Annotated in this window: 26 protein-coding genes; 13 read left to right on the plus strand and 13 right to left on the minus strand. The window is 57.8% G+C overall.

The features are described from left to right. Positions 1–39: 39 nt before the first annotated feature. The 11 genes from ACVWY3_RS24730 to ACVWY3_RS24780 all read right to left on the minus strand — a co-directional run bounded on the left by ACVWY3_RS24730 (position 40) and on the right by ACVWY3_RS24780 (position 9,121). Complete coding sequence (locus ACVWY3_RS24730) at positions 40–1,077, minus strand: EscU/YscU/HrcU family type III secretion system export apparatus switch protein (protein ID WP_456840792.1); 1,038 nt, start codon at positions 1,075–1,077, stop codon at positions 40–42. Further along, positions 1,074–1,889, minus strand: a complete 816-nt coding sequence (sctT, locus tag ACVWY3_RS24735) for a type III secretion system export apparatus subunit SctT (RefSeq protein WP_456840793.1) — start codon at positions 1,887–1,889, stop codon at positions 1,074–1,076. The genes ACVWY3_RS24730 and sctT overlap by 4 nt, the downstream gene beginning before the upstream one ends. A gap of 660 nt (positions 1,890–2,549) precedes the next feature. Then, positions 2,550–2,825: an EscS/YscS/HrcS family type III secretion system export apparatus protein gene (locus ACVWY3_RS24740; RefSeq protein WP_027563378.1), complete on the minus strand. Its 276-nt coding sequence runs from the start codon at positions 2,823–2,825 to the stop codon at positions 2,550–2,552. A 1-nt stretch (position 2,826) separates the two neighbouring features. Continuing rightward, positions 2,827–3,495 carry a type III secretion system export apparatus subunit SctR gene (sctR, locus tag ACVWY3_RS24745; protein WP_456840794.1) on the minus strand — a complete coding sequence of 223 codons (669 nt, stop codon included), beginning with the start codon at positions 3,493–3,495 and terminating at the stop codon, positions 2,827–2,829. Next, on the minus strand, positions 3,488–4,543 hold the full coding sequence (sctQ, locus tag ACVWY3_RS24750) for a type III secretion system cytoplasmic ring protein SctQ (protein ID WP_456840795.1): 1,056 nt from the start codon (positions 4,541–4,543) through the stop codon (positions 3,488–3,490). The genes sctR and sctQ overlap by 8 nt, the downstream gene beginning before the upstream one ends. Before the next feature lie 57 nt (positions 4,544–4,600). Further along, a complete protein-coding gene (locus ACVWY3_RS24755; protein WP_456840796.1) occupies positions 4,601–5,137 on the minus strand; it encodes a hypothetical protein in 537 nt (178 codons plus the stop codon). Then, positions 5,113–6,468: a type III secretion system ATPase SctN gene (gene sctN / locus ACVWY3_RS24760; RefSeq protein ID WP_456840797.1), complete on the minus strand. Its 1,356-nt coding sequence runs from the start codon at positions 6,466–6,468 to the stop codon at positions 5,113–5,115. Before sctN ends, ACVWY3_RS24755 begins: the two co-directional genes overlap by 25 nt. Beyond that, positions 6,465–7,088, minus strand: coding sequence for a type III secretion system stator protein SctL (sctL, locus tag ACVWY3_RS24765; RefSeq protein WP_456840798.1), 624 nt, complete (start codon positions 7,086–7,088; stop codon positions 6,465–6,467). Before sctL ends, sctN begins: the two co-directional genes overlap by 4 nt. Beyond that, complete coding sequence (locus ACVWY3_RS24770) at positions 7,085–7,708, minus strand: nodulation protein NolU (protein ID WP_456840799.1); 624 nt, start codon at positions 7,706–7,708, stop codon at positions 7,085–7,087. The genes sctL and ACVWY3_RS24770 overlap by 4 nt, the downstream gene beginning before the upstream one ends. A 19-nt stretch (positions 7,709–7,727) precedes the next feature. Then, complete coding sequence (sctJ, locus tag ACVWY3_RS24775; protein WP_456843451.1) at positions 7,728–8,582, minus strand: type III secretion system inner membrane ring lipoprotein SctJ; 855 nt, start codon at positions 8,580–8,582, stop codon at positions 7,728–7,730. A 17-nt stretch (positions 8,583–8,599) separates the two neighbouring features. Beyond that, positions 8,600–9,121 (minus strand): nodulation protein NolB, encoded by a 522-nt coding sequence (locus tag ACVWY3_RS24780; protein ID WP_456840800.1) that lies wholly within the window; start codon positions 9,119–9,121, stop codon positions 8,600–8,602. Positions 9,122–9,312: 191 nt separating this feature from the next. On the opposite strand from ACVWY3_RS24780, the gene ACVWY3_RS24785 reads away from it, so the two are divergent. From ACVWY3_RS24785 to ACVWY3_RS24830, 10 genes are all read left to right on the plus strand, one after another. Further along, positions 9,313–10,014, plus strand: coding sequence for a secretin N-terminal domain-containing protein (locus ACVWY3_RS24785; protein WP_456840801.1), 702 nt, complete (start codon positions 9,313–9,315; stop codon positions 10,012–10,014). A gap of 967 nt (positions 10,015–10,981) precedes the next feature. Next, complete coding sequence (locus ACVWY3_RS24790; RefSeq protein WP_456840802.1) at positions 10,982–12,781, plus strand: HrpF/NolX family T3SS translocon protein; 1,800 nt, start codon at positions 10,982–10,984, stop codon at positions 12,779–12,781. A gap of 885 nt (positions 12,782–13,666) precedes the next feature. Beyond that, positions 13,667–13,963: a hypothetical protein gene (locus ACVWY3_RS24795; protein ID WP_456840803.1), complete on the plus strand. Its 297-nt coding sequence runs from the start codon at positions 13,667–13,669 to the stop codon at positions 13,961–13,963. Positions 13,964–14,000: 37 nt separating this feature from the next. Beyond that, on the plus strand, positions 14,001–14,267 hold the full coding sequence (locus tag ACVWY3_RS24800) for a nodulation protein NopA (RefSeq protein ID WP_280968683.1): 267 nt from the start codon (positions 14,001–14,003) through the stop codon (positions 14,265–14,267). 115 nt (positions 14,268–14,382) lie between these two features. Continuing rightward, positions 14,383–15,273 carry a SctD/MshK family protein gene (locus tag ACVWY3_RS24805; protein WP_456840804.1) on the plus strand — a complete coding sequence of 297 codons (891 nt, stop codon included), beginning with the start codon at positions 14,383–14,385 and terminating at the stop codon, positions 15,271–15,273. A 33-nt stretch (positions 15,274–15,306) separates the two neighbouring features. Then, complete coding sequence (locus tag ACVWY3_RS24810) at positions 15,307–15,846, plus strand: hypothetical protein (protein ID WP_456840805.1); 540 nt, start codon at positions 15,307–15,309, stop codon at positions 15,844–15,846. Between the two features lie 2 nt (positions 15,847–15,848). Then, positions 15,849–16,271: a type III secretion apparatus assembly chaperone SctY gene (gene sctY, locus ACVWY3_RS24815; protein WP_122405455.1), complete on the plus strand. Its 423-nt coding sequence runs from the start codon at positions 15,849–15,851 to the stop codon at positions 16,269–16,271. Positions 16,272–16,279: 8 nt separating this feature from the next. Beyond that, a complete protein-coding gene (gene sctV / locus ACVWY3_RS24820; RefSeq protein WP_456840806.1) occupies positions 16,280–18,397 on the plus strand; it encodes a type III secretion system export apparatus subunit SctV in 2,118 nt (705 codons plus the stop codon). A gap of 106 nt (positions 18,398–18,503) precedes the next feature. Continuing rightward, positions 18,504–19,049, plus strand: a complete 546-nt coding sequence (locus tag ACVWY3_RS24825) for a tetratricopeptide repeat protein (protein ID WP_456840807.1) — start codon at positions 18,504–18,506, stop codon at positions 19,047–19,049. Between the two features lie 108 nt (positions 19,050–19,157). Continuing rightward, positions 19,158–19,316: a hypothetical protein gene (locus ACVWY3_RS24830; protein ID WP_456840808.1), complete on the plus strand. Its 159-nt coding sequence runs from the start codon at positions 19,158–19,160 to the stop codon at positions 19,314–19,316. 686 nt (positions 19,317–20,002) lie between these two features. On the opposite strand, the gene ACVWY3_RS24835 is transcribed toward ACVWY3_RS24830, so the two are convergent. Continuing rightward, positions 20,003–20,248, minus strand: a complete 246-nt coding sequence (locus ACVWY3_RS24835; RefSeq protein ID WP_456840809.1) for a hypothetical protein — start codon at positions 20,246–20,248, stop codon at positions 20,003–20,005. A 391-nt stretch (positions 20,249–20,639) separates the two neighbouring features. Beyond that, positions 20,640–20,825 (minus strand): hypothetical protein, encoded by a 186-nt coding sequence (locus tag ACVWY3_RS24840; protein ID WP_456840810.1) that lies wholly within the window; start codon positions 20,823–20,825, stop codon positions 20,640–20,642. A 729-nt stretch (positions 20,826–21,554) separates the two neighbouring features. Between ACVWY3_RS24840 and ACVWY3_RS24845 the strand changes: the two genes are divergently transcribed. From ACVWY3_RS24845 to ACVWY3_RS24855, 3 genes are all read left to right on the plus strand, one after another. Then, positions 21,555–22,265, plus strand: coding sequence for a hypothetical protein (locus tag ACVWY3_RS24845; RefSeq protein ID WP_456840811.1), 711 nt, complete (start codon positions 21,555–21,557; stop codon positions 22,263–22,265). Between the two features lie 541 nt (positions 22,266–22,806). After that, positions 22,807–24,054 carry a M16 family metallopeptidase gene (locus ACVWY3_RS24850; protein ID WP_456840812.1) on the plus strand — a complete coding sequence of 416 codons (1,248 nt, stop codon included), beginning with the start codon at positions 22,807–22,809 and terminating at the stop codon, positions 24,052–24,054. Beyond that, the gene (locus ACVWY3_RS24855) at positions 24,054–25,487 is read left to right on the plus strand and encodes a M16 family metallopeptidase (RefSeq protein WP_456840813.1); all 1,434 of its coding nucleotides are present in this window, start codon (positions 24,054–24,056) and stop codon (positions 25,485–25,487) included. The genes ACVWY3_RS24850 and ACVWY3_RS24855 overlap by 1 nt, the downstream gene beginning before the upstream one ends. Positions 25,488–25,995 lie beyond the last annotated feature (508 nt).

A 25,995-nucleotide genomic window follows, 5' to 3' on the forward strand; every position in this document is an offset into this window, starting at 1 on the left:
TTGACCAGAGATTTGAGCGCATCGCTGTTTTGTGCGACGCTAAACGAGGCCGGCGGCAAAGACTGCCTTTGCAACCCTCTCGAAACACTCCATCGGAACTGCCCTGCCCATCGCACCTTTTCGGATCAGCTGACGCGCCAATACATGATCCTCGACAATGCTCAGACGTTGGGCTCGCGCCTCCGCCAGTAACCGTGAAGCCGTTTCGCCCTCGCCGCGGCACACCAGTACCGGGACGCCGGTCTCGCCCCGAACGTAGCGCAGCCCAACCAATGTCGCTCGCCCCGTCAGTATCAATGTCGCCCGATGGATGCCGAGCGGAGACTCGTTGGCCGACTCCCGGCGGAGCCTGCGGTGTTCACCCTTGATCTGCGGATTACCATCCTGTTCCTTGGACTCGCGCTTGGCTTCGCTCTGCGTCATACGCATGTCGCGCAAGAACAACCAACGCTGAATGAGCAGATCGGCCAAGCCGCCAATCAGAAGAGCGCCGGCAGCAATCGCGATCAGCACTTTGAGCTCTTTAAAGACAAAACCAAAGCAGCTCAACTCGCACACGGGCAAGTATACCAGTGCCCTCCAACTTGCGAGCACAGTGAAAACGAACGTAGCGCCAAGAACCAAAACTTTGACGATAGACTTTCCAAGCTCGACAACCGACCGCTGGGAGACAATCCGCTTCAGTCCTTTGACGGGGTCCAATTTCTCAAAGCTGGGTTTAAGCGGCTCAACGGAAATCGTCAGCCCGCCGCCGGCCAAGACACCGGCCAGAATCGCCGCGACAACCGCCGCACCTAGGATGGGAGCCGCGGCTGTTATAGAAAGGTCCATCAATCCGACCAACGCCTGCCGGACCGCATTGTTGAAGGGCTGTTCCTGCAGCTTGTCGATGAGCCGCACGGCTTCGCGCCATCCGTCTTCGATCGAGCTGGCCCTGAAGCACAGGCAACCGAAACCAGCGCAAAGGCTTGCCGCGGTCACAAAGTCGGCGCTGCGCGGGCTCTGCCCTTTCTTACGCGCGTCCCGCAGCTTCTTGTGACTTGGTGGAAGGTTTTTCTCTTCGCTCGTGTCGTTCATTTCAAGAACTTCTCGAGCCACTCCAGCACGCCGTTAAACCGAATGATCTCTGCTCCCATATATTCGATTAGGAAGACGGCGTAGCTGACCATAATGATGCCAAAAGCGGCATTCTTGATGGTCGGAGAGAGATCGTTCAGCTTGATTTGCGGCGCAAAGCGCCCGAGCAGCATGAGGGATACGTCGATCAGAAGCAGCAGAGCCAGCACGGGCCCGGCGACCACGAGGGTCGCATGCATGATATGGTCGAGAAGCCCAATAAACTCCATTGCCCCGCGGTGGGTCAGGGGCGGTAGCATCCGATACACGGGCCAGATCAGATAACTTCCATAGAGGCATCTGACCATGGTCTGCAGACCTCCTGATACAACGAAGATCGTAACCGCGGCAGTCCCGAGAAAGAGTCCCATCGCGGCAGTTTGACTGTGTGTCGCAGGATCGTCCAGCTGGCTGGAGATGCCACGCTGGGTATCAATGATGTCACCAACGGCCTGGATGCTCCAAAGTGGTATACTAAGCAGAAACCCGAACAGCAGGCCGATAAATATCTCCTTCAAACCGAGGAGCGAGACCGCAACCATACGGGTGCTCGGATCTAGTGTCTGCAAGCCGCTCCTGATCTGCATCAAGCAAGGCAATCCAATCACAACCGTCGCGCTTGCGCGGATAATCCCGCCAATGTGCGGTCGCGTGAATACCGGAAGAACCAGCATAATGCCGAGCGCCCGGGCCGCGCCAAGACCGGCCGCAACGACGAACTCGACAGCAGTCTGAATCAGAGCTTGCGTCTCGGCGGGTGACAAGGCATCCATTTGAGCTCAGCTCGTCGTTCCTTTAGCCAATGCAACCGTCGCACTCACGTTCGCCATGATGTGAGACGCCAAGAACTCTGCAGATCTCGTGTCCCAGCGGTGGCAGAGCGACAGGCCTCCCAAGGCAGATGGCTTCGGCTTCAGCTATCCATATGACTACAGCCATCCGGCGCAGAGGTATGGCCATTCGATGAGAGCACCCGCGAAATCGCGCGCGGCCTACAAGCCACGCTCTCACCGGCCGCAGCGCGGTTTGGAGATCTGAGGGCCTCAAAGCTTTCATCAATTTCGCAGTCTATGGAGATCGGTCTCGAGCGGCACCTTCATTCGCTGGCTCATTCACCAGAATGCCAGAATCGTGGGGCCGCTTGCAATCAAAGCGGTTTCCCGTTCACTTGCGTCGACAACTCGCCAGGCTGTGCGCATCGAGGACCAGGTCTCAGCAGGTAATTCCATCACATCGTAAGCAAACCTGGATCGAACGGATAGACATTCCAAATGGAGTCATTCTTCCTCCGAATACGGCAGCTCATAGAGCCGAACAGGACAGTTCGGATGTCTATCCGTCTCATAATAGTGAGGCAAGCTTTCGATAAGATGACGAACTCGCCCATTTGTGGTTCGCAATGAAGGCCAACAAACGCGACGCTACCGCGTGCACTAATACCTCGCTGTGAGCGCTGGGAACTCAGTGAAGATACGCTGGGCTTGCTCGATCAGCGGCGCGCTCAGCACCGGAGCAAACAGAACGAGCACGGCGACGACGACGAGGAGCTTCACGGTAAGCGGCAAGGTTTGATCCTGGAGCTGGGTCGCTGCCTGCACGATGCCAATACCCAATCCGGCCACGAGGGCTGCCAGGAGCGGCGGTAGAACCCAGATCATGAACAGGACTAATGATCGGCTCAGGTGGGTGAGGATGCTGGCCTCGTCCATCTCACCCGCCCCCCGGAGATGCGTAGCTTAAGACCAATCCGTGCATGAGCCGCGACCAGCCGTCGATTGTGACGAACAGAAAGAGCTTGAAAGGAACGGATATCATTGTTGGTGATACCATTGACATGCCCATGGCCATCAGAATTGTCGTCACAATCAGGTCGATCGTGATGAACGGAAGATAGAGAAGAAAACCGATTTCAAACGCACGCTTAAGCTCCGAGATCAAAAAAGACGGCACGAGGATCGCAAAATCATCGGCTGTTGCGTTGGCGCGCATCTCCTCCGACCAGATATGTTCCGTCGACGAGAGGAAGAACGTGCGCTGCTCCTCAGTGGTGAACTTCTTGAGATGGGCGCGCAGCGGCTCGCTACCTTCCTTGGCGGCGGTCAGCCAGTCATCGGCGGTTTGGTAACGAAGTTGCGTATCGGTCACGCGGTTGTAGGTTTGCTCGAATACTGGGGCGCCTATGAACACGGTAAGGATCAATGCAGCACCATACAGAACGATGTTCGGTGGTATGGACTGAGTGCCGAGCGCGTTGCGGATTAGGAAGAGAACGACGGAAACCTTGATGAACGCCGTTGTTGTGACAACTGCGAATGCCAGCAGGCCAAGACCGGCGGTCGCCGCAACAAGCGCAAGGATGCTCGGTTGAATGTCAGCCATTGATCGCCAACTTGTTAAGTAACCGGATGCCCAACGCTTCACCGATACGTACGATGTCGCCGCGGCCGATCAATTGACCATTGGCAACAATGTCGACCGGACCGTCCACCTGCCGGCCAAGCTCGAACACGTGCCCCTCGTTGATGCTTCTCAACGTACCCAGCGGGATCGGCCAGCGGCCGCATTCGAACACAAGCGTGATCTCAACACTGTCGATGTCGGCTTCCGAGGGCGGGATTGCTTGTTCAGCTTGGGGGCGTATCGTCATATTTGCATACCTTAGAGGATGGGACTGCAGGCGGAATGGTCCCCGAAGGATAAGTCTGTCGCTCGCGACCTGCGCCGGCGCCCACAACTTGTCCGCAGCGAGGATGAGCAGGCCATGGGCAAAGGGAATGACGTCGGGCACCAGTGCGTCGCCGGGCTGTGCTTGGCGAAGAAGCTTGATGGGCGCACGCAGCGAGCCGATCTCTCTCGCAACTACGACCGGCAATTCCGAAGAAATCTTACCTAAATCTCGCGGCAATTGGCCGATCAACTCGCCTAAGACACGAAATGCAGACGGAACCAGACCGTCAAGAGGCGCGAACAAGAACAGGCGAGCCTTGGCCGCCAGCGGCCCGAAAGCAACGTCGAACTCCAAATAGGGGTCTTTGGCCGTTGCGTCTTCGACGCGGATCAGCTGCAAATTCCGCGCGAGCACGATCTCTAATGCAGCGAGCCAAGGTTCCAGTGCAAGTTCGAGAAGGAGCGAGCGGGTTGGGTCGGAAGGTAAAGTAAGGCCAGACTGGACCGTTGAAATCAGTGCCTCGACGAGAAGGCGGGGCAAGGACAACACAGCGGTCTCGCCTCCGGCGCAAAATACGCAGTCGAGCACCGGCATGGCATATGGCTCGGCCTGCCAAACAAGTCGGCTCATACGGATCGATAGCGGCTTATCGCCAATGCGGCTCTGCAGAACCGTGCGCGGTGCGGCGGTCTCGTTGAGCCAGGAGACCACTTCATGCGACAGCTTTGCCGCTGGCTGAAATAGTGCGGGTTCACCCATGGCATTTATCGACAGGTTCCGCGGGTGCAGCTCGCGACGCGGTAAGAGAACCAGCCATTAATTCGAGCCATCGACCGTCTGGCTGCGCGAACCACCCTGATATCGGAGCAAAACCTCATCGTCGGCATCGACTTCGGCTGCAAACTCCGAACGGACAGCGGTAGTGCGCTGGACATCGCCCTCAATCTCCTGCCATTTCTGGCTCGCCGCCGAACGCTTGGCCCATATGGTCCGCGCCTCATTCACCGCCCGCTGGGCCTGCTCATGCGCGATGCGCGCCTGCTCACGCGCCTGACGTGCCGATTCGATCTCTGCTGCCAGCCGCCCAAGGACGAGTTGACAGCGACGATCGAGCTCGGTCACGGACATCATCTCGAGCGACGCCAGCTCCTGATAAAGGTCAGCTTCGGCCTTGGCGCGACGATTCTCCGCGCGTTTAACATTCTCAGACGCTCGCTGCAGCGCTGCGACCGCAATTTGGCGCCTGGCTTCCATGTTCGACAATTCACGAAGCGCGCTTCGCTCTCTCATGTCTTTCACAAGCCGCAATTTCGACGCTTGCACGAGATTCAGGCCGTCAGACGCGACATCCATGAAACGGTCTCCTCAAAGCTAGACGGCTCGTCCTGTCCCTGGCGCAAGAATGCGCGCAGTTCCTCGATTGACTCGATTGCCCGATCAGTCAGTGGATCGTTGCCCGGCTTGTATTCACCGACCTTGATCAGGAACTCAGCCTCATTGTAGCGCGAGAGCAGATCGCGGAATGCGGATGCCGCCTTGCGATGCGGACCAGAGGCGACCGCATCCATGACGCGACTTCGGCTCGACAGCACGTCGATGGCGGGAAAATGCTCTCGGGAGGCCAGCGCGCGCGAAAGAATGATATGACCATCGAGAATGCCGCGCGACTCTTCGGCGATCGGATCGCCCGTGCCGTCACCTTCGACAAGCACGGTATAGAATGCCGTGATCGAGCCCCGCTCGCCCATACCGGCTCGCTCCAACAGACCAGGAAGCAGCGCAAAGACGGAAGGAGGAAAGCCGCGCCGGGTGGGAGGTTCTCCGGCGGCAAGGCCGATTTCGCGCATCGCACGGCTAAAGCGCGTCAGCGAATCCATCATCAGAACGACCTGCAGCCCTTGATCACGAAAATACTCGGCGAGTGCGGTCGCCATATGAGCGCATTGCGCCCGCTCCATTGCCGATCGATCGGATGTCTCAACGACAACGATCGTGCGAGCGAGGGCATCTCCAATATGACGTTCGATGAATTCACGCACCTCGCGTCCACGCTCCCCTATGAGCGCAACGACGGTGACATCGGCGGCCGCGCCTTTTACAATTTGCGACATCAGCGTCGACTTACCGCAACCGGCATCTCCATAGATTCCGATCCGCTGACCTTCGCCACACGTCAGAAGTCCATCCAGCACGCGAACGCCGAGCGGAAACGGCTGCTCGATGCCACGCCGCCTCATCGGGTTGGGCGCCTTACCGCGGAGCGGACAAGTGTGGACCGTTTTTATCGGCCCCTTGCCATCGAGTGGACGGCCGAAGCTATCGATCACGCGGCCGAGCAGGTCGGGCCCGACTGACACTTCCTGCATGCGCCCGGTCGGGACCACTTCCGCGCGGTGGGACAAGCCTACCATATCGCCAATCGGCGTCAGCAACACCCCGTCCGGCAGCAGACCGATGACTTCCGCCTCAAGTGACCATCCGGAAGCGTGATCCTGCAATAGGCAAAGTTCTCCAACACGGGCCCCTGGCAACACGGCATGGAGCAAGGTGCCGATCGCACGCGTGATCCGTCCCCGCAAGGCACGCGTATCGACATCCTTTGCTGCGAATCTCAGAGATGCTATCGCCGCATGCACATCTCCTTCTCCGCCGGCTTGATCATGGCCTGATCGTTGCGTCGTCACGGATAGCTTTCCTGAGAAGATGGATTAAGGCCGAGACGCAATGTGCGGAGCTGCGCGGCAAGTCCTAAATCGACACTGCCGAACTCACTCCACAGAACGCACTGGTCCGGCCCCACGGCAGGGTCCGGATCAATTCTGACTTTCGGCCGACCATTCGCTCCATCGAACGCCAGGAATTCATGTCTTAGTGCATCAGCGTTCACAGGAGACACGTGAAGGCATACTTCTCCGCTGCCATATCTTTTCTCGACGGCGTGACGAACGGTCCTTACCAACATCTCACCCGGATCAAAGGAGCCCAACAAATCGGTCAATATCTCAATGACGAGCTGTGGTAACTCCTGTTGCAGAACGGCTTTTCGCCGGGCCACATCGGAAGCAGCTCCGGCAATCAGCCGTGCCATTTCGTCCGAGCCTGACCTTAGACCCTCGCAGTGCCCGCGCTCCCGCTCCTGCTGATAGGCCTTCCTTGCCCAACTGCGAACCTGCCGCAGGTATCGCTCGGCTAGCGCGCGCGTCTGCACCGCATCGTACCAGATGCCAAGTTCCGCGGCTGGTATGAGCGGACCGAGCGGCCGTATCTGCGGGCTATCTGGCAAGACTGTTTCATTGGCCGTCATGCCGCTGGCTCCTGCGTGGCTAAGTGGGCTACCACCAAAGACAGTAACTGCCCCGCTGAGTTGTGGTGTTCGGCTGCTGGAGATTCGGCGGTGGTCCCCACAGGTAAGCGGAAAAGAACGCGCACACGGTCAAGCTCCGATGCGTCGTTGAGCCAAGCGCCAAGGCAGGCAAATCCGTCATGTTCAATCTGGCTCGCCAGCTTCTGCGGATCGTCAATCGATGTGGTTGCGACAGCGCTGGATAAGTGTCGGATTGCGAAAGCATGTGCTTCGGCACCAATATTTTCGATCAGAATTGCCACATCATGCCTTGACACAAGCTTCAGCACCGAACGGGCATGCCAGATACTGCCAGCGAGCAGCGCCGCCCGACGCGGATCATGCCCGAGCAGAGCGTCCCCACCCCAATCGGTTCCGTTCGAAACCAGTTCCTCACTACCTAGCAGCAATTCGACCAGTCTTTTCTGCAGTCTGGGAGACTTTTGCAACTGCAGCACTGTGGCGGTCGACAGGCGCTCATCAAGATGGCCGGCAAACCGGCTGGGATGGATCAAAGCGGCAAGCTCACGCAGGCGATCGGAATGCGGGTTGAATGAAACACTTGGGTTAGTGGATGCCATCGATACGGACCTGCTGCCGCTATTTCGGATCGGAGGAGAGCTTTTTGCCGGCGGACTGGACCGCTGGGCTGCTGGCATCTCTGCCGAGACTCGTCACTTTGCGCCAGGATTGACGAAGCTGTCGCCCACGTGTGCTCAGCAGCACGTAAGATAGAATGCCCAACGCGGCGAGCCCACCTCCTGCACCGATCGCAATGTGGGTTGCATTGAACTTGGTTGGTTCGGCGGAAGCTGCCGCTGGCACAACGGAGACCTCATGCTGAGCCCGCTCAACCGGCACGAACACGACCGCCACCTTGTCGTATGATAGACCTTCGATGCTGTTGGCGACGAGCATCTTGATCTGCGGCAGCAAGGCTGAGAGCTTCGCGTTCGAGGCGTATCGAATGAACACCGACGCCGAAGACGGGGTTGCATCCTGTCGCAAAAGATCATTCTTCGGCAGAACGACATGAACACGGGCGGAGAGAACACCATCGATATCGTTGATCGTACGCGACAATTCTTCACTGAGAGCATAGACGTAGCGGGCTCGCTCCTCAACCGGAGAGGCAACGAGGCCCGCCCCCTTGAACACCTCACCAAGGCTCTTGAAGGGTTGGCGCGGCAAGCCCTGGTCATTCAGAATCTCGATCGAGTAGGCGAGCTGCTTTTCTTCCACCTGAATTGTGCTGGTCCCATCCTTACCGACAACACGGATGGCATCGACGCCCTTGCTCAGGAGCAGCCCAAGCATCTCGTTGGCTTCGCGTTCTTGAACTTTGGTATACAGATCAGCTTTGCAACCGGCGAGGGTCAGCAAAAGCGGCAACAGGACGAGAGCATGAAGCCGCTTTCTTGCGGGACAGCCGTTACCGATCTTGTCTTTCGTCAAGACAGCCAACGGCCCGCTCAGCCCGCCGATAGAAGCTTGTTCAGAGATGAACTGACCGCACCTGTCCCCTTGGAGAGGAGCGAAACCTGGATGACGCCGTTGTAAACATCCCGCAGATTCGCCAGCGCCGAGTCGAAATGATCCGCACCTTCCGGTTTGCCCGCTGGATGTACCTCGACTTGCTGAACACGCAAGACTGGTTGCGCTGCCGGCCCAAGCTGGAGACCCTTGGTAGGATCAGGCTCACCGACGAGCGTCGGCGAAACTGCACCCGACGGAAATGGCTTGCCCTGATGGATAGCAGAAATGCCCTGAAGGACGCGATCGCCGAGCGGGCTCGCCGACATGACTGCGCGCTGCACTTCCGGCAGCAATGGAGCTGGCGCGCGCTCGGTCACAGAAGAGGCGACACCTTGGTTCGAGCCCGCCTGCGCAAGACTCTCATCAAACTGGGCGTGTGCCGGCGAACAGCCGCTGGAGGCACACTCGACGGAGTTGACAGGGGTCGACGTAATGCCAAACAAGATGGAGGAAATCATTTCTGTCACGTAGTGAGGTGAGCCGTCAGTTCACGCGAACGGGCCGGCACGCTAGAGAAGCAAGCTGACCAAAAACTGACGAGCAGCTGTCATCTAATGATCACGGTCAGCTTCCAATTTGCGACGAAGCAGCGGCTTCCAAATTTTGGGACGAATTCCGGTGCTTGTTCCCAAGCGTAAAAGTAGCAGGAATGCTCATTCCATCCACAAGGCGGCACATCTTGAAGAAACTTCTCTATGCTGGTGTTTTCATTTGCTTGGGCGTCGTCGAGGCCCTCGGCGCTCCCCTGGAGCTGCCATCGACGCTTTATAGTTACACAGTTCTGGATCAGGACCTCGCGGCCGCACTGCAGGAATTCGGCAACAACCTAAATATCAGAGTCAATGTCAGCACCGGGGTGAAGGGGCGGATTCGCGGGCGAATGCCCGATCTCCCACCGCGAGAGTTCCTCGAACGGTTGATCAATCTCTACAATCTTCAATGGTACTACGATGGGCTGGTGCTCTATGTATCCGACGCGCATGAGGCGCAAAGCCGCCTTTTGGTCTTGAGTCCAATCAGCTTTGATGCGCTCAAGGCGGCACTCGATGCGCTCAACATCTCCGACGAGCGTTACATCGTGAGAGCCGTACCGGGAGATGGCCTCGTCTTCGCCTCTGGTCCACCCCGCTTTGTCGCGCTTGTGGAGCAAACACTCAAAGGACTTGCGGCGGAGGCACAGGCACGGCGAAACCCGAGCGGTGGCGAAAAGCCGCCGCACGAGTCAGTTTTGATGCTGTTCCGGGGATCCTCCAGCGTGGTCATTCGCGAAGGACGACCGAATGACGCTCCTCGGCCGGAGGCACCACATCAAGACGGCATGGTCCACCTACCCGATGCAAGTAAGAAATGACCTGATGACAACAGATCGCCTACGAAGAGATGCCATGCGTCTGTCTAGTGCCCTCTGTCAGCTTTTCGAAAGCTACTGCTGCCAGTGTCAGAGCGCGGATATGTAGATGGCCGATGCTGCAGGGCGGTGCAAATAAACGTCCAGGCCGGAGCCACGGATGCGAACCAGAGTCCTGGCCAACAGCATCCCGACCAGGGCTGCCCGGACAACCACATTCACCAACCTGGGTGTGCCTGACAGGGCGGAAAGGCGAGAAGCAGGTTTATTCGTATCAAACCATCGCTAAACTCTGCCCTTTGGCCTGCAGGCTCGAGCGAACACTCGCCAAGCGGATAAGCATGGTGACATAAAGAATGCCAGGCGCAGCTGAGCTTCCATCCGCTCGGAGCAACATGGTCGGCACAATACCGCCGGACTCTTTCGAGCATCTACGCCAGTCAATCTGATACGATCATTCTGTATCTGGCTCATCGGGCAGACGCCAACACGCTCGTCGGGCGCAGGCGCCAGGTCGCTACGCGTGGGTGATTTCACCGTCAGATGCTGCGGAGACTTGCGACGTTGTTGCAGGAATCAGCGCACGTGACCATCCGCAAAGCGGCAGACTCGGATTCATTAATTCGACCTAATTGGCGTGGAGGCGAGCGATCGAAACAAAGCAGGAAAGCCGATTCCGATATCAAGAACCATCACCGCCTTTCCACTGTCATTTCGCGTCTTGTTATGAAACCTTTGAATGCCGTCAGCTTTTGGAAAGCTAATCGAACCTACCATACAGCGTGAATATCTAGACGGCGATGTGCCTATAGATTGTAGCGGAACTGAGCGCTGGGGCGCACTGAACAATCGGAAGCAAGTGGTAGGTGCCATCGAATCCTATCAACATTTATTGCTCGTTGTTCGTCGCGATTCTCGGGCTGCGCCACATGACCGGCTTGTGGTGCGATCTCAAATCAGAGGACGTATAATGTCAGTCAACAACCTGTCGCTAATCGCCAGCTCCACTTTGTCCGGGCTGGCGCCCGGGCCCTCATCGGCGCGGGATCTTTCAAATTTCGAGGCGATGCTGGCTAGTTTCTCGTTGAAAGACAAAGTCGATGACCATTCCGCACCGCAAGATCCGGCGGCTGCAGACTCAGCCAAGCAGCTGACGGAGGAACTCACGCGGGAGGTGCGGAACATCCTCCCGCCGGAGATCAAGGCCGCCCTGGACGCAAGTCAGCAGGCGCCAGAGCCATCCTCCACGGAGTCCTCCTCCGCTGAGAGCGCACCGAAGATTGCAGAGGCACCCGTACAAAGCTCCAGGATCACGTGGAACAGCGGCACGTTGACTCATGCCGAGCTGCAGATTGTGTCGGTGCTGAACCGACACAAAGACAAGTGCCCGCTGGATTGGAAATCTCTTGGAGATTTGGCCAACGATCCCTCCACACCACCGGATCTAAAAGCGGCGATCGAGGCTCTGCAACAGGACCCAGAGCTCTTCTATGCGATAGGCTCGCAAGGTGACGGCCGCTGCGGCGGGAAGATTAAAGCAGGTGATCTCTCCGGCTTCTCCGATCACCACCCTCAGGTTGGTGCGTTCCAGGAGCAGCGGGCAAAGAGCTATACGCAAAACTACATCCCTTCCGACGGCACCGGCAATGGCGAGCCATCGGTTATGACCCAGACCGATGCATTGCGCGAGCTCTATCGGTATTCCGACAACCTGCCTAAGAACCTGAGCCTTGCGGATTTCAAGCGGATCGTCGACGGCGAAGCCAAAACCGGAAAATGCCCGCCACAGGTCCTCGCGGCCGCTCAATACTTCCTCGATCACCCGGATGAATGGAAGCAGTTGTATGGTGGCTCGATAGACAAGGTCCACAAAGAGGACTTCCTGCAGATTGCTTCATCATCGATGACTCTCACGCAGGCCGAGCTCGATATGCTCAATACGATCAACAAGAACCAAAAAGCTTTCTTCGGGAACGGTGATCTGACCCGGGAAAAGCTGGCGAGCATGGTCGATGATAAGAGCCTCACGCCCGAGGTGCGAAAGGCGGCCTCCCAGCTGCTCTCCGATCCCGTGTTGTTCGGGTTGATGAACAACGCGATTACGGGCTACAAAACCCACCATAAGTTCTTCGACTTCGGCGGCGGGCATACGGTCGATTCCGGCAACATCAGCAACAGCGACTTCAACCAGTTCTTCAACAACATGTCGGGTGCGAACCGCACCGTCCACCAAGTGAAGACGCATGCCGTCCGAACGCCAGCCGAGCAGGACGCGGTCGCGGATATGACGATGGGCGTGGCAGACCAGCCCGACATCAAGTCTCCCAAAAAGAACGGTGGCGCCTTCATGCACGCACTTAATGACGTGCTCAAAGTTGGCTCTAAGGTATTCGACTGGGCCGCGACAGCAGTCGGTGTACTTGGCTTCATTCCAGGTTTGGGTGAATTGGCCGATCTGGCGTCAATGGTGCTCGAAGCCGAGGCCCAAGCTGCAAATCTTCTTCACACTGCCATCAGTGGCGGCAACATAAAGCAAGCGCTGGAAGAAGCCGGGCTGAGCCTTGCGGCACAGGCGGTGGGCTGCATCGCCGGACCTGAGGTCAAATTAGCAATGCGAGAAGGCTTGGTGAAGCAGGCAATTCAAGAAGCCGCGACGGCCGGCATCAACCTGCCGGTTTCGGTTGCCCAGTCCTACGCGGAGGATTATTTGAATAACCTCAAGGCTCGCATCGAGTCCGAGCGCTTGCAAGCTGCAGGCGCTTACGCCTAGGCGGAAGGACGCTAGCCTCTCAGGATCACGCTGGAAACTGAGCTTGCGCGACCTCCGGGCGCTTGGGCCTCTCTGCCGAGCAGTAGGTCGCGCAAGCTCCACCAGCATACTTGAGACCGCCCCCGAATCCGAGAAACTTATTTCGGCCCTTCGCTGCGCATAAACTATGTTGGCCGCACTCGATCGTTCGAATCCGACCTCAAACCCAGTCTGCCGCTGTGAAGTTCCATTGACTGCATACGCCGCCTGTCAACATCGCGATGCATTAACAATACCCGACAGACCGGCCACAGCCGCGGAGCCTGCCGGTTGCGCAAGGATCGAGAGCACATTGGTCCAGAGCGGTAGGAACCAAAGCGCTCTTTCTTGAGTAGCGGGCTCCTGCTCGGTCTCCCTGAAATGGGTCGCGATCGACGGATCTGCCATAGGCCAGCCAGGGCCGATGGACCGCTCTGGCCGCTGAATCCGCCGTCACTCTGGCTTTCAGCCTCGCTCCCGACGAGGTCAAGCTCCGTGCCGCATCGCCTGACCGCAAGCAAATCGTCCAAAGAGCTCGGAGGCACCGCAAGGGACGTGAGCCAGAGATTGCAGCACGTTCAGCCCAAAACGCTTTTATTAGTGGTGGCTTTGATATTTCGCCAATTGAACGCTTTCGAAGCAATGAGCAACGTGCTCACCCGATCAAGCTCCACAAACGATTGCATCTGATCTCCAGCTTTCGCCGGCAACCTTTCAAATACGGTCTGCTGGTGAAACGTTTAATGACGATCCACCATCGGCTCATTGTATTTTCTACGACTCGTCAGCTTGTCGAAAGCTAATACTTGCAGAGTGGAGGGAGGAAACTGCCTCGATTGGCAGATCGAATTGACATAGGAGAACCCGATGCGCGTTACTAGCTCTAGCGCCGCTGGGCACGTTGATGCTGACCTCCATGCGGCTGGCGGCAAAAGCGGCGGCAAAAACGCATCTCACAAGCCTGGCGAGCGCGACGATCATGGCCGATCGTCTGATGCAAACATTCCCGTAAACGGCGGCGCGTCCACTGCGGGCGGTAGCTCGCATGAAGCCGCTATGCAGCAAGCGTTCAACGTCGCTCTTGGAGCCGTTGCTCTCCAATTTGCGAATAGTGCAATGAGCCGTTTCGACGATGTCATGGCCGAGACAGAGGAGGATTCCTGACGTCGCATGTTGCGACGTTAGGAAATAGGAGCCGCACGTGGCGGCGAAATCGAGCAAACAGGAGAATAGTATGGGTAAAGGAGTTGGTGCGTCTGGTACCTCGACCGCAGGTGGGGCAGCCGGCACCGCTACTGCTGCGGCAGCTTCCACGGCTGCTGAAGTTGCTGGAGAGGCGGCATTCCAGAAGCAAATCGCCGCTCTGACTGCGACCAGCACAAAGGCTGCTGAGAGGGATGTGGAACTTCGCGTTGTCTCGACTGAGCTTTCGACTATCAAAAAAGCGGCCGATGAGCGGGTGCAGTAAGGGATGAGATGGGGCGGCGTCGCCGCCCCACTTTCCCCGGCTGCTTAGTCTGTGAAGTCGCAACGGGCCGTACGGTTTTGCCGTACGGTCCCGTTCGCTATTCAGGAAACTGACCGTGAATGAACCAAATTGCTTGCATTTCGAAGTGCTGTCGGGGGGGTATTCTGGGCTGACAAGTAAAGTGGGGATCGGATCGTGTCTGATTGGCAGCAGCCTCGATGCAGACTTAATCTTCGTCGAACAAGGCCTCGAACCGCACCATGTCCGTGTCACCCCGCATTCCAATTCAATCGAGATCGAGGCCCTTGCGAGGGACGTCAGGATCGAGGGGCACGAGACTGTTTTAGCTAATGAGCCCATTGTTGTCCCTCTTCCTGTCGTTTTGCATGCCGGGGCGATGTGCATTCGCTGGACGATCGAGGACTACAAACAAGCTGGCTCCATCGACCGCCGGCGTATATCGCTCGCCGTTCTCACTTTTGTCCTGATCAGCTCTGCCGCGGTTGGCGCGGTCTCATCCAGTTTTGTCCAGACCGACACCACCATGGCGTCAAGTCGGTCGTCCCCTACTACGACCATTGCACCCACGCTGGCGCTCAGCGCTCCTGATGCTTTGGCCACCAATGCAGCTGCCGAGCGGCTGCAAGAGGAAGTTGACAGAGCGGGCCTTGTCGGCATCAAGGTCGGCTCTGGGGCGGGCGTTGTCACCGCCGACGGCACCGTTACGCCCGCCTCGCTCGCCACATGGCGAGACGTCCAGCAGCGGTTTGATCAAAATAGCAATGGCGCTTATACGCTTGTCAATGCGGTCGCCATCAAAGTTGAGAAGACGCCCCCAGCAATTGAGGTCCAAGCTGTTTGGCGCGGGAGCGAACCCTATATTGTCGTTGCTGGTCAAAAGTATTTCGTCGGCGCGCTCTTGAGCAATGGATGGACCGTCTGCGGGATTGAGGAAGGGCGTGTTTTGCTGAGCCGGGATGGTCGGCTTGCCACCCTACCCTATTAGCGTTTTAGGCCGCAGGTAAGGAAGCAACGTGCCATGACTAGGCTGCCCCCGAATCCCGTCAAGCCTGGCACCTCTTTTCAGGAGCCAAACGTCGATCATCATGCATCTGCCATCACGCCCGTTAGTCCTCGAGGCAAGTCCATCGGGATTGATCGGACGCGTGGCAATGATAACAAGAGCCACACCTCAATTTCTCGTCACAGCGACGTGCTGGATCCGTTGGTGGACGCCACGATTGAGAGCGCGCTCGAGCTCAGTTCGATCGATGCAGTTTCGCGCGTCAATCTCGACGAGGCGCGCGCCCCGCCAGGTCAGGTCGAGCCAGGCTCGGAACTCGCTTGGCTTAATGAGCCCAATCTCGCGCACGGTCTGCTCTCCTTCGTCACGCCGCGCTTACGTCATTCGCATGTTCTGCGTCCAGAGCAACACGGCCTTCTTCTGGAGCGTTTGGCTGATACGCTATCAGCCGCGCCAGAGGATTTGGTGTCACGTGAAGGGGCCGCGCTTCTGCAACTGGAGCTGCAGCGATTAATCCTGCTCCGGCAGAGTCACAACGGCTTGATCAAAGGCTAGCGATGGCCGGGCCAGACAAAGTGCAACACTTCACATCTACACAGCGCGTTTCCGAAGCCGGCGCTGTCGAGCTGATCTCCGGGCCGGAGCGAGATTTGCTCTGCGTGCTTTCTTATGTCTACCTTGCGTGCGGACAGAGCGCCAAGAGCCTGGCTCTGTTGCGGCTGGTCGCTCACGAACAGTCCCAAGACATCGGACTGCTCCGCATCCTGGCCTACGCTCTCATCTCGGAGCGTCGCGGTGACGAAGCACTGTCGGTATTGGACAAGCTTGACAAACTGGATGACGAGCCGTCTTCGTGTCTGCCCTTGATGCTGATGCGCAGCCACGCCCTGCGTCACGCTGGCCGCATGACCGAAGCGCAAGCCGTCTTCAAGCGCTATGTTTTGTTGCGGGGCAGCACAGCTGCAATTGAACAACAATAAGGCTTCTGATGGCCAACCTTCTACGAATTCTCATCACGCGCGCGCCGGCTCACCCGGATTTGATGGTCGCGTTGATGCTTCTTTTGGCCATCGGAATGATGATCATGCCGATCCCGATCATCGTGATCGATATGCTGATCGGCTTCAACCTAGGGTTTGCCATATTGCTGTTGATGGTAGCCTTGTATCTCAACACGCCGCTCGACTTTTCATCCCTACCGGGCGTCATCCTGATCTCCACCGTCTTTCGTCTCGCTCTTACCGTTGCAACGACGCGACTGATCCTAGCCGAGGGCGATGCCGGCAGCATCATCCATACCTTCGGCGATTTCGTCATATCCGGCAACATCGCCGTCGGCATTGTCATATTCCTGATCGTGACCATGGTGCAGTTCATGGTCCTCGCCAAGGGCGCCGAACGGGTGGCGGAGGTATCGGCGCGCTTCACGCTCGATGCGCTGCCGGGCAAGCAGATGGCGATCGACGCGGAGCTGCGCAACGGCCATATCGATCAGCACGAAGCCCGCAGCCGGCGCGGCGCGCTGGAGCGAGAAAGCCAACTGCACGGCGCGATGGACGGCGCTATGAAATTCGTGAAGGGCGACGCCATAGCCGGACTTATAGTCATCTGCATCAACATGCTGGGTGGCATCACGATCGGATCACTCTCCAAGGGCATGTCCCTCGAGGACGCGATGCATCAATACACCATCCTGACGATCGGTGATGCGCTCATTTCGCAGATTCCGGCTCTGCTACTGTCAATTACCGCGGCAACCATTGTTACTCGTGTCAACGGTCCTTCCAAACTCAATCTCGGCGCCGATATCGTCAACCAACTTACGGCCAGCACACAAGCGCTACGCTTGGCCTCCTGTGTCTTGCTTGTGATGGGGCTCGTTCCTGGCTTCCCTTTGCCCCCCTTTGTCATACTGGCCGCGCTCTTCTCCGCCGCCAGCTTTCTCAAGGTTGGCGTGCAAGAGGGCAAGACCGCTCCCAAAGCCGGCGCCGGTCCCACCGGTTCGGCTCCCGCTTCCGCACAGGGTCAGAAGCAAGCCGTGCCCGCGGAGGCACTTCCAATTACGCTGTTGCTAGCGCCGAGCTTGATGCAGGCAATCGACGTAGGGGAACTCGAGCAGTGCGTCGCTCGGGTTGCGGCACTGGTGTCAGCTGATCTTGGCATCACAATTCCACGCATTCCCGCCCAAAGCGCAAAGCACCTGGCCCAATTGCAATTCCGGGTGGACGTCGAAGGAGTGCCCGTAGAAGAGGGCGCCATTGACCCCACACAACTCTTACTTAATGACGACGTGGCGAACATTGATTTGAGCGGGATCCCCTTTTGGCACGACCCAGACACGAATCGGATCTGGATCAAACAAGTCCATGCGCCTGCTCTCAAAGCAGCCGGAATAGGGCACCACCATCCGAGCGAAATCATCGCCTTGCGCGTCCAGTCAACGTTGACACGCTATGCACAGCGCTTGGTTGGCATTCAGGAAACGCGTCAGTTGCTTGGCCGGATGGAGCAGGAATATGCCGATCTGGTGAAAGAGGTGCTGCGCACGACACCGATCCCTCGCATCGCGGATGTCCTACGTCGCTTGCTGGACGAGGGCATCCCGATCCGGAACACCCGTTTGGTTTTGGAGGCGCTTGCAGAATGGAGCGAACGGGAACAAAATGCCGTACTGCTCACCGAATATGTCCGCTCCGCCCTGAAGCGGCAGATCTGTCACCGCTACGCCAACGCCCATCGTGTTGTCGCGGCTTTTATCGTCGAGCGCGAGACCGAGGATATCGTGCGCAGTGCGGTGCGCGAGACCGCTGTCGGTCCCTATCTCGTTTTGGAGGATCGGCAAAGCGAGATGCTGCTTTCACAATTTCGCCAGATCCATTCGAGCATCGCACGCAGTCAGAATCAGCCAGTTATCCTGGGATCGATGGATATCCGACGCTTCGTCCGCGGCTTTCTCACTCGCAATGGAATAGACCTACCTGTTCTCTCCTATCAGGATCTCGCCTCGGATTTCACCATCCAGCCGATTGGCTCCGTCAAACTTGCGCCTGGCAAGGACAAGACTCCTACAGGCGGGCGTCGTGACCTCCTCCCTGCGGCCGGCTGACGAGCACAGGTTTGGGATCGTGAGGTCGCTTATGAATCTATGTAACATTAACGTTCTGCGGCGCTGGAGTAACTTTCGTCGCTATTCGTGCTCGGCCTTCCTCCCCATGCTTGCCATCGTGCTGCTCGCAGGTTGCGTTAACTCGCACAAGTCGGGTCTTTCACAGGAGCCGACGTCTGCGGCAGAGCTGGTCGGGGCCAAGGAGGTCGATCCAGCTATGCGCGAGCGCATCGCTCTCGCCCTCGGTCGGGATGCTGACGAGAAGGCTTTGCGCGATGCGCTGAAGCAACGACCGGACAATGTTGATGCCGCGATTCCTCTTGCGCGGGCTTTGCTGGCACGCAAATGCCCCAATGATGCGCTTGAGGTGCTCGACGGCATCCTATTGGCAGCCCCTGGCGATCTGCGCGCATTGAACGCCAAAGCAGTTGTTCTCGATCATGAGGGCCGACATCGGGAGGCCCAAGAACTCTACCGCCAAGCTCTCGCAGCGGAACCCGCAAACCCGATGCTGCGCAATAACTTCAAACTGTCCATCGCCCTTGAAGGTCAGACGGAGACCGGCGGCGCCAACCCAGCACCGCAGGCGGACGGCCCGCGCCTCGCGGCGCTATCTCGAACAAGCCCATGCGGGAGCGGATCGGAATGGTGACGTCTTGATGCTTAGCTGTCAGCATGCCGACAGCTCGGCTTGCCATGAACGCGGAACACTCAATCGGCGGCAGCCCCCGCGACCTCGCGGATACAAATGGGAGGCTTCATGTTTCAGCGCACCAGCAATTTATCCGATACAAAATGCGCTTCCGAGGCCGATGAAATGAGAACGAGCGGGACTGATGACCGGTACTACGCGCATCGCCAAGGATTCGCTGGATATACTCTCCTTCCTGAATTCGGCGCCATCGAGTTTATCCTCTGATTCATTTTTCGACTGCAGTCCTGCCATACGCGCTGGTTGACGAGCCACCGGCGGTTGAGATCTCAAGATCTTCATTCGAGAACAAGCTGGCAGAGTTTTATGGCGGAGACACAGAGGATATTGCTGCGAATCCGCAGCGATACTCGAGCTCCGGTGTCCCGAAAGGCTCGACGCACAGCGGACGTTGCGTTTTTCTTCCGCACGAAGTCTGGTTCGGAGAAAGCGCGATATTTCAGCTATCAGCTCGGGAACAAGAGCGCCGGGTTCCTGAGAACCGAAGCCGGAGGTCGTCCGAGGGAGCTGCTTAAGCGCAAGAAACTTTGGCGCGAACAATTACCTGGGTGAGATGAACTCACCTCAATAATGGATTTCCAGGCTACTCATCCGCTTGTCGATAACGCGGGCGATATCTTGCTTGAACATCAGCTCCGGATCGACGGCAGCGAACCCTCGTTCTCTCTCACTCTTTCAATCCGGAAGCGAAAGCCCGCGCAGCAGCTGTTGAGGTAAGTGACTCGATGATGGCACTTGATTCCACCAAGCACGAGGACAAATAGAAAACAAAGGACAAGGCAACGAGCCGGTAAACCGCCCTTGTACTTGCCGCAACTGAAGACAATAGCGGCAATGCCAGGTGGACCGAGAGTGCGGTAAAGCCTGCGAGCGATCCGTATGATGAATATATTTTATGTAGAGCGTACAGGCTCTACACGAAGATAACCGACGTCATTGGCCAGATCGACTTTGGCGAGGTCAGCCTCGCATATCATGCCCTTCGCCATATAACTCTTGATCAATGATTTCTGCATCCGCAGGGGACGGCGGAATCGCGCTTTTGATAAGCCGGAGTTTCCGTTTTCCTTGCGCGGCGCAACATCGGATCTTCCGGATGTCCAGCGCGCGCCGACATTCATCAGGCGATCATTGAACATATCTGAGCTCCCGGCGGCTAGCAGATTTACTCGGCATGGCCCTCTTACGGTCGGCTTTAGGGCTTAATATTTGCACGGCACCGCGACGAACGGTGCCGAACCAAGGACTCCTTCTTGCCGAATGCGAACGCATCATCCCCCGGGCAACGTAATGGGCCCCTTGGCACAGCGTCGGCCCGGGCGGAAGCAATAGAGCTGAGCTATCCGGTGGCCGGACGAGGGCCCGGGATGTGCTGGCGGAGATGATGAAGTTATTTGAGCGTTCTATTCGAAGCTCCCACCGATGAATTCCCAGCGCGGCCGCTTGCGCGACTGGATCGTTTGGCCAGCATTGCCTTTCATGATCCGACCTATTGGCCAGATGGTGGATACTTTTCATCGTCGAGCGCAATCAAGCAGGACGTGCAGCAGAACAACTGAAGTATTTCTCGATCTCTGCGATCGCGCGTTCCTCCCACTCTGCAGCTTGGGCTAGCAACGAGTCCCGTTGGATTGGCCGAAATGCGGCGGACTGACGGCACAACGAAGCTATCGCGCGATAGCGGCGCACGTTTTCCATAACGGCCGGTCCGCTCATGTGTGGATCTCCTCCCCTGCTATCCCGGGCAAGAACTTGCTCGAAAACCGTTTTCGATCCGTTAGCGGTCGGAGTGGAAGCCGTGAATGGTTGGCAGAATCTTGCCGGCATGACGGGGGCCGATAATGAATGTCTTCCACAAGGATCACATCCACATAAAACCGCTCGGCAGTGCTCCATCCGGGCGCTTCTGCACCCCGTTGGCTCAGCTTATTTGGTTGGATAGCGGAGTTAGCGATAGCTAGCGCGAGCGAGGCACGTTTCGGCTTGCATCTCAATCGAGATGACTGTGAACTGGTCTGTCTTTCGACTCTTCACTAACTAATTTAGGCAATCCGTTTATTGGTGACTTGAAAGACAGAGAGCCGGTGCTTTGTCGCCATCCTTTTACCCCTGGCGGCGTCGTGGATCTGCTGAAACTATCGTGCCAGTCAGCATGGCGGCCCGCCAGAGCGCCCCTCGCGAGGTCAAGGAGGCCGTTTTAGACCCGCAACGAGCAATGACAAGTGTCCCGGGTTTTGCGGCTGTGTGGATCACAAAAGGCTATTGCGCCATTCAAGGGGACGCTTCAGCCAGCCGAAAGACCTCTGGCCATCAGCCTACCAAAACAGGGAGACGACGGCCTCTTGTTTGTAGCATATGCTATGCGAGCGACGGATGACACGAGCGAACAGATGACAACAATTGTGCGCCGGCGCGCTCGCATCCTACGCGTTTAGGGGCACTCGGATGATCACGCCGTTCCGACGGAACTGGAGTCCAAAAGAATTATTCAATACTCTTACGCCAGCGATGTTCGCCGCCGAGCCGTCGGCTGTCCGCGCACGTTGGGACAAATTGTGGCCTGATCTGTACACCGAATATGACGCCCGGTACTTGAAACAAGAATTAGTGGCGCGAAATCTTATCGCTTCCGATGAAGCTGCTGCATTCTTTAACGCCTGGGCGATTGACGAAGAGCGCCACACCGACGGATTCATCCGGATCATTGAACTTGTCGCTAATGAATCCGAAAAGACTCTTCGGGAGAGATTGGATGCTCGATCTCATGATTTTGGGCCGATCGTTGAACACCTGAAGGACGAATTTTCCGTGATGGTTATGATCGCATTTGATGAAATGTGCACTTGCCGCGCCTATGCAGCAGAAAAACCGTTTTATGACGCCCTTGGGAACAACACATTCCATCATTGGCTGCGGGAGGTAATTGCCGACGAGGCGGTCCACTCGATGAACGCCGTTAATGTTATCCGCTCGCGCTATCGCGATCGCATCGGCCAAGTCGGCACAATTCTTGATAACCTAATCCGCGCGGCCGATACTCTACGCTATTCTGGTACCTTTGTCCTGGACTACTTCGGCGCAGTGTACTCCAGGGAGCTGCTCGCCGACTCCCGCCTCGCGACCATGAGAAATATCGCCAAGCCACTCATCGTATAGAGCGAGATCTATAGCCGCGAGCCTGCGGAAAGTTGGTCCGACCTCATACCGCCGCTCAATCGATCTCTTCTGCAAGTTTCCATTCTGCCAGTTGACGCCAGGTTTTCTTGACGCGTCGTGCGTAAATGTCGTGTTCACGACACGTCGACGGTTCACCTTTTGCCAGGATGGTAGGTGCCAGTTCTGTTCTGTATCCACTTGGCGTGCGCGCGGCCGTGAGTACGCGACTCCAGCAACTGGTCCGGTCTTTGCTCTGCTGTTTGGCAAAACGGGCGGCTCCGCGCTTTGTCGGATTTGCCTGCCATGAACGTGGATCAGCATGGAATGAAAGGCGATACCATGAAGACTCTGAGTTCGGTCACCGCCAAGGCAGGAGGTACCGCCGCTAATACCTCCGGCTCGACGACGCTCACCGCGCCGGCGGTCGAGCACAGGATGGGATGATAGCAGTGACTTATATCTACCTGAAGAGGAGAGCGTCTTTGCCGACAGGGTCAGATCAGATCGGCCCGCTAGCTTCACGCTTCAGAACGGCCTCCAGGTGCTCGCGATCCCGGATCATCGCACACCCGTTGTGACTCAGATGATCTGGTATAAGGTCGGCTCCGCCGACGAGCCGTCTGGCAAATCGGGGCTGGCGCATTTCCTCGAACACCTGATGTTCAAGGGCACCTCCAAACATCCGGCGGATGCCTTCTCCAAGACCGTCCTGCGCGCCGGCGGCACTCACAACGCCTTCACCGGGCTCGACTACACCAGCTACTTCCAGCACGTGCCGCGCGAGCACCTCGGTAAGATGATGGAATTTGAAGCCGACCGCATGACCGGTCTCATTCTCAAAGATGAGGACGTGCTTTGCGAGCGCGACGTCGTTCTGGAGGAATTCAATATGAGCGTCGCCAACAATCCGCGTGAACGTCTCGCCGAGCAGATGATGGCGGCGCTTTACCTCAACCACCCCTACGGTCGCCCCATTATCGGGTGGCGGCATGAAATCGAAAAGCTTACCCGAGAGGATGCGCTTACTTTTTACAAGCGCTTTTATGCACCGAACAACGCGATCCTGATTGTCGCTGGCGACGTCGCCCCTAAGGAAATCCGCTCGATGGTGACGGAGACATTTGGTGGCATCCCCACGCAAGCATCAATTCCCCCGGAACGCTTGCGGCCGCAGGAGCCGACGCCGGCCGCGCCGCGCACAGTGACGTTGGCCGATGCCCGCATCGAGCAGCCAGCCCTGCACCGCTATTATCTTATACCATCGGCTCGCACCGCGGCTGCCGGCGAGGGTCCAGTGCTCGACGTGCTCGAGCAGTTGATGGGCGGCGGCGTCAACTCATATCTCTATCGCTCGCTGGTGGTCGAAAAGCAGCTCGCGGTCACTGCCGGAGCGAGCTACCACTCTGCCGCGCTCGATCCCTCGCTATTCGCGGTTTCTGCCGTACCAAAACCCGGCGTCAAACTCAGCCAGATCGAGCGCTCCATCGACGAGGTAATAGCCGACATTGCGGGTAATCCCGCGAGCACCGAAGATCTCGAGAGGGTCAAGACACGGCTGATCGCGCGGGTAACCTACGCCCAGGACGATCAGGAGATGCTCGCGCGCTGGTATGGCCGCGGCCTCACAACGGGACTATCCATCGACGATATTCGGGGCTGGCCGGATGGCATCCGCGCGGTCGGTGCCCAGCAGGTGCAGGAGGCCGCGCGGAAATGGTTCGACAAGAAGCGAGGGGTGACCGGCTATCTCATCAAAGAGTCCACCCCAAAATACGGGGAGAAGCTCTAATGATCCATCCTTGCACACGACGTGAGGTCCTCCTTGGGGGAGGCTCGCTCTCAATCGCCACGCTCGCTTCGCCCAATTCGCTTGCCGCCACGAGGACGCTTGCCCGGACCAGGATCAAGCGCCTGGTTTCGTCTTGCGGTATAGAAGCCTGGTTCGTGCAGGACTCCACTGTCCCGTTGATCGCGATGGAATTTGCCTTCACCGGCGGCGCGACTCAGGACCCCGAACAAAAACCTGGCGTAAGCCACATGGTTGCTGGCCTGCTCAAGGAAGGTTCCGGCGAGCTTGACTTCAAGACCTTTCATGAGCGGCTCGAGCATCGTGCCATTGATCTGCATTTTCACTCGACCCATGATCACTTCCGCGGTTCCTTGCGCACGCTCGAGGACAACGCAGACGACGCCTTCGACCTTTTACGCATGGCGCTGACCTCGCCGCGTTTCGACGCGGCCGATGTCGAACGGATCCGTGCCACTGTCCTTGCGCGCCTTCGGCACGACTCGACCGATCCTTCGTCTCTGGCCCATCGCAAGTTCCTCGAAGTCGCCTTTAGCAATCATCCTTATGCTCGCCCAGTCGGGGGCTCGCTGGAAAGCGTGCCGAAGATCGAAGTCGCGGATCTCAAGGGCTATGTCCGACGCGTGCTCGCAAAAGACACGCTCAAACTCGCGGTGGTCGGCGACGTCGATCCAGAGATCCTCTGCAAGCTGCTCGATAAAACCTTTGGCAGCCTGCCGACCAAAGCGGAAGCGACGCCGGTCGCCGACGTCATCGCAGCAAAGCCGCCGCAGCGGGTCTTTATTCCGCTCGACGTTCCACAGACAGTTGTAACTTTTGGCGGTCCAGCCGTCCGTCGTACCGAGCCCGATTTCATGGCCACCTATGTCGTCAATCACATCCTCGGCGGCGCCGGCCTGACGTCGCGTTTGTTCCGCGAAGTCCGCGAGAAGCGCGGACTAGCCTACTCGGTTCGTGAGAACATGGTCTGGCTGGATCATTCAGCCATGTTTCTAGGCAATAGCGGCACCTGCGCCGATCGTGCCTACGAAACGGTCGAAGAAATCGAGAAGCAGGTCCGCCACATCGCCGAGGAGGGACCGACTCAGCAGGAACTCGATGATGCAAAATCCTACCTGAAGGGTTCGCAACTGCTGGCTCTCAACACATCATCAAAGCTTGCGCGGACGCTGCAGCAGCAGCAGCTTGACAAGCTGCCCATCGACTATTTCGAAAAGCACAACGCCGTGGTCGATGGGGTGACGTTGGCGGACGCGAAGAGAGCAGCGCGGCGGCTGTGGGGCGATGGTCTGCTCACAATTATCGTTGGCCGCTCCCCAAAGGACGCAACGCAGCCGACCACTATGCCATCGGCGACCATACCTCCGCCAGGCACCGAGCAGCTAGATGCCGCTCCGATGGCGCCACCGAATTAACCTTCTAGCAGCCAGGCGCTTAGCAAGCGCCTGGCTGCTCCGCACAGAGTGCGCCTAGCCACCCGCCTTTAGCTCGTAGAGATATCGCTCGTGGACAGTTACCATGCGGCCGCTCGAGCACGGCTTTTGCTCAATCGCGTTGCCAAACAAGTAGTCCGGGTTGACGTCTTCAGGGCAACCAAATGCAAGATAGAAAATAGCGCCGGCGAACAGTAAGATGAGGCACTGTCGTCCTCCATTGGGCAATAGCTCAGGTGTGGAAATAACCCCTACCAAATGGCTTGTCCGAATTCTTTTCATTTCCAGGCTATCAACGATGGCCGGATCGAGCTCTTCGCAGCGCCAGAGGATCGCTACTTTCGACCGCCTTCGGCCTTTGCTCGAGCTGCGTTAAGCCGGCACGTCTGTACCGTGGCGCCAGCGGCATCGATGCCCCTCCAGCGCAAACCCTAGGGGCTGTCTGGCAGCGCTCCGGTGGTTGCCCCATGTGAAGGCAAGCGTGGTGTAA

The organism is Bradyrhizobium sp. USDA 4486, assembly GCF_054057995.1.

Excerpts from the sequence above, each read along its gene's own strand:
- ACVWY3_RS24795 (WP_456840803.1), top strand. The coding sequence starts at position 13,667 with ATGCGCGTTACTAGCTCTAGCGCCGCTGGGCACGTTGATGCTGACCTC.
- sctV (WP_456840806.1), top strand. The coding sequence starts at position 16,280 with ATGGCCAACCTTCTACGAATTCTCATCACGCGCGCGCCGGCTCACCCG.
- ACVWY3_RS24825 (WP_456840807.1), top strand. The coding sequence starts at position 18,504 with ATGCTTGCCATCGTGCTGCTCGCAGGTTGCGTTAACTCGCACAAGTCG.
- sctL (WP_456840798.1), bottom strand. The coding sequence starts at position 7,088 with ATGACGGCCAATGAAACAGTCTTGCCAGATAGCCCGCAGATACGGCCG.
- ACVWY3_RS24830 (WP_456840808.1), top strand. The coding sequence starts at position 19,158 with ATGTTTCAGCGCACCAGCAATTTATCCGATACAAAATGCGCTTCCGAG.
- sctQ (WP_456840795.1), bottom strand. The coding sequence starts at position 4,543 with ATGGGTGAACCCGCACTATTTCAGCCAGCGGCAAAGCTGTCGCATGAA.
- ACVWY3_RS24785 (WP_456840801.1), top strand. The coding sequence starts at position 9,313 with ATGCTCATTCCATCCACAAGGCGGCACATCTTGAAGAAACTTCTCTAT.
- ACVWY3_RS24840 (WP_456840810.1), bottom strand. The coding sequence starts at position 20,825 with ATGAGCGGACCGGCCGTTATGGAAAACGTGCGCCGCTATCGCGCGATA.
- ACVWY3_RS24770 (WP_456840799.1), bottom strand. The coding sequence starts at position 7,708 with ATGGCATCCACTAACCCAAGTGTTTCATTCAACCCGCATTCCGATCGC.
- sctY (WP_122405455.1), top strand. The coding sequence starts at position 15,849 with ATGGCCGGGCCAGACAAAGTGCAACACTTCACATCTACACAGCGCGTT.
- ACVWY3_RS24855 (WP_456840813.1), top strand. The coding sequence starts at position 24,054 with ATGATCCATCCTTGCACACGACGTGAGGTCCTCCTTGGGGGAGGCTCG.
- ACVWY3_RS24740 (WP_027563378.1), bottom strand. The coding sequence starts at position 2,825 with ATGGACGAGGCCAGCATCCTCACCCACCTGAGCCGATCATTAGTCCTG.
- sctR (WP_456840794.1), bottom strand. The coding sequence starts at position 3,495 with ATGGCTGACATTCAACCGAGCATCCTTGCGCTTGTTGCGGCGACCGCC.
- ACVWY3_RS24845 (WP_456840811.1), top strand. The coding sequence starts at position 21,555 with ATGATCACGCCGTTCCGACGGAACTGGAGTCCAAAAGAATTATTCAAT.
- ACVWY3_RS24780 (WP_456840800.1), bottom strand. The coding sequence starts at position 9,121 with ATGATTTCCTCCATCTTGTTTGGCATTACGTCGACCCCTGTCAACTCC.
- ACVWY3_RS24730 (WP_456840792.1), bottom strand. The coding sequence starts at position 1,077 with ATGAACGACACGAGCGAAGAGAAAAACCTTCCACCAAGTCACAAGAAG.
- ACVWY3_RS24755 (WP_456840796.1), bottom strand. The coding sequence starts at position 5,137 with ATGGATGTCGCGTCTGACGGCCTGAATCTCGTGCAAGCGTCGAAATTG.
- ACVWY3_RS24810 (WP_456840805.1), top strand. The coding sequence starts at position 15,307 with ATGACTAGGCTGCCCCCGAATCCCGTCAAGCCTGGCACCTCTTTTCAG.
- sctT (WP_456840793.1), bottom strand. The coding sequence starts at position 1,889 with ATGGATGCCTTGTCACCCGCCGAGACGCAAGCTCTGATTCAGACTGCT.
- ACVWY3_RS24790 (WP_456840802.1), top strand. The coding sequence starts at position 10,982 with ATGTCAGTCAACAACCTGTCGCTAATCGCCAGCTCCACTTTGTCCGGG.
- ACVWY3_RS24835 (WP_456840809.1), bottom strand. The coding sequence starts at position 20,248 with ATGTTCAATGATCGCCTGATGAATGTCGGCGCGCGCTGGACATCCGGA.